At 71.0% G+C, this 2,213-nt stretch carries 3 protein-coding genes; all 3 read left to right on the forward strand.

From position 1 onward, the window contains the following. Positions 1-118 precede the first annotated feature (118 nt). Positions 119-637, forward strand: coding sequence for a hypothetical protein (locus ABZV34_RS38635; RefSeq protein WP_356287721.1), 519 nt, complete (start codon positions 119-121; stop codon positions 635-637). A gap of 24 nt (positions 638-661) precedes the next feature. Further along, a complete protein-coding gene (locus ABZV34_RS38640; RefSeq protein ID WP_356287724.1) occupies positions 662-1,360 on the forward strand; it encodes a nucleosidase in 699 nt (232 codons plus the stop codon). A gap of 39 nt (positions 1,361-1,399) precedes the next feature. After that, positions 1,400-2,213 (forward strand): methionine adenosyltransferase (gene metK, locus ABZV34_RS38645; RefSeq protein WP_356287727.1); only part of this gene is annotated, 814 nt, incomplete at its 3' end.

Genomic DNA, 2,213 nt, shown 5'->3' on the forward strand with positions numbered 1-2,213 from the left:
CGGTGCGGCCCCACCCGGTCTCCCCCGCCGGGCGGCCGCACCGGACCGCCCCCCGCACCCGCACCCGCACACGCACGCACGTACGCACGTACACGCACCCACAGGAACGGAGATCGCTGTGTCGGCAGCGGCAGGAATCGTCGACGACCTCACCGGATACGCCGAGTACGCCGGCTGGTCGCACACGCTGCACCGCAGCCGTCCCGGAGGGCACCTGGTGCTGCCCGGCGCCTACCTGAAGTGGTACGACATCCGCGGCGCGGAGCAGGACGCGACGCCCGCCGTGAGCGAGGCGGCACGGGTGTTCCTGCGGGCCGAGGAGGCCGCCGGACGGCTGGCGTTCCGCAAGGAGTTCGGCTACGTGCTGCTGCACCGCTGCGGCGACAACCACTTCATGCAGGTCTGCGTGTGGCGGGACCGCAACGAGCTGGTCCAGGCGATCTACGCCGACACCGGCGGCGGCTTCAAACCCTACGAGCAGGAGCCCGGCCTGCAGCTCGCCGCCCAGGACGTCGTCGAACTGGACGTGACCGGGCACGAACGGCGTGCCTGGTCGCTCTACCTGCGATCGGCGCGTGACACCGCCGCGAAGCGGGCCTACCTCGACGACTTCGACACCGAACGCCCGGTGGGCTGACGACTGCGAAAGGCAGGAAACGCCGTGTCCCTTCACCCGGTCACCGACCACGCGTTGTGCCCTCGCCTCATCGGTGAGATCCGCTCCGACCGTCCGCTGATCGTCGCGGCCGTGGAGCAGGAGGCCGCCCACCTGGACGGCCGGTTCCCCCTCCTGGTCACCGGGATGGGAAAGGTCAACGCGGCGGCCGCCCTCGCCCTCACCCTGTCCCGGGGCGAGCGCCCCGGCGAGATCGTCAACCTGGGCACGGCCGGGGCACTGAAGGAGGGCCTGCGGGGCCTCCACGAGATCTCCCGGGTCGTCCAGCACGACCTCGACACGGCCCTCCTGCACAAGATCAGCGGCCGCGTCTACGGTGCTCCCCTCACCGTCGGCGCGGGCCGCGGGCCCACCCTGGCGACCGGGGACACCTTCGTCACGGACTCCGCCGTCCGTGAACGGCTCGCCCTCGAGGCCGACCTCGTCGACATGGAGGGGTACGCCGTCGCCACCGTGGCACAGCACCTCAACATCCCCGTACGCCTCGTCAAGTTCGTCAGCGACAGCGCCGACGAGGACGCCCGCACCACCTGGCCCGAGGCCCTCGACCACGCCGCCGGGATCCTGGCCGGCTGGGTCGAGAAGCACCTCGCCTCACCCCGCACGCCCCGCCGTCTCCCCCGCCGCACCCGCACGTCCGCCACCTTCACCGTCCACCCGCTGTCAGCGCCCCGCGCCGCATAGGGCTTCACCGCCGACAGCCCCCGCACCCAAGGGAGCGCTGTGTCTCACCGCCTGTTCACTTCGGAGTCCGTGACAGAGGGTCACCCCGACAAGATCGCCGACCAGATCAGCGACACCATTCTCGACGCCCTGCTGCGCCAGGACCCCACCTCACGCGTGGCCGTGGAAACACTGATCACCACCGGCCTGGTGCACGTGGCCGGCGAGGTCGCCACCACGGCCTACGTGCCCATCGCCCAGCTCGTCCGCGACAAGATCCTGGAGATCGGCTACGACTCCTCCGTCAAGGGCTTCGACGGCCTGTCGTGCGGAGTGTCCACGTCGATCGGCACCCAGTCCCCCGACATCGCCCAGGGCGTCGACTCCGCGTACGAGAAGCGCGCCGGGAACGGGGAGAGCGACGACCTCGACCAGCAGGGCGCCGGCGACCAGGGCCTGATGTTCGGCTACGCGACGGACGAGACGCCGGAGCTGATGCCGCTGCCGATCCATCTGGCGCACCGGCTGTCGCACCGGCTGTCGCAGGTCCGCAAGGACGGGACGATTCCCTATCTGCGCCCCGACGGCAAGACCCAGGTCACCATCGAGTACGACGGCGACCGGGCGGTCCGCCTGGACACCGTCGTCGTGTCCTCCCAGCACTCCGCGGACATCGACCTGGACTCCCTTCTCGCCCCGGACATCCGCGAGTTCGTGGTGGAGCCGGAGGTGCGGGCACTGGCGGACAACGGCATCAAGCTGGACACCGACGGCTACCGCCTGCTGGTCAACCCGACCGGCCGCTTCGAGATCGGCGGCCCGATGGGCGACGCCGGCCTCACCGGCCGCAAGATCATCATCGACACGTACGGCG

The organism is Streptomyces sp. NPDC005195 (assembly GCF_040608315.1).
Lineage (GTDB): Bacteria > Actinomycetota > Actinomycetes > Streptomycetales > Streptomycetaceae > Streptomyces > Streptomyces kaempferi.